Below are 397 nucleotides of genomic sequence, written 5' to 3'. Positions count from 1 at the left end.
CAATTCAAATGAAGCACCTGGAGCGCCGGTCTCAGCTGAAGCTCGGCCAATTGATCCGATCAATGCAGGGTCTGTCGACGATCGCGCCGACGATGTCGACGTTGCACGAGCAGCGACAGCATATACCGACGGAGCAGAGGTCGAAATCTCGAAGCACCATGAGGTCGATCATCCGGCCGAAGTGGTTGGGCAGGTGCAGGAGAGACGACCGGCATCGCAGGCGCGAACGACATCAACCGGCACTCCTCGAAAGCGCGCCAAGCAGACCGCCGGCCCGACGATCGCGTACAACTCGAAGGTTGGGCACGAGGATCGAAAGGCGCAGTCAGGGACTGTCGAAAATACGATCTTCCTCGACGAGCTTGCTGCCCTCGAGGAAGACAACAAGCGCCTGAAG

1 pseudogene is annotated in these 397 nt (G+C 59.4%); it reads left to right on the top strand.

The features are described from left to right. Positions 1 to 397 (top strand): annotated as a pseudogene (locus ACFHWW_RS34390) (hypothetical protein); the annotation flags it as partial.

The organism is Sinorhizobium sp. P24N7 (assembly GCF_042436655.1).
Lineage (GTDB): Bacteria > Pseudomonadota > Alphaproteobacteria > Rhizobiales > Rhizobiaceae > Sinorhizobium > Sinorhizobium meliloti_A.
Note: the sequence above shows the minus strand (reverse complement) of the source record. Positions and strands in the feature narration are given on the sequence as shown.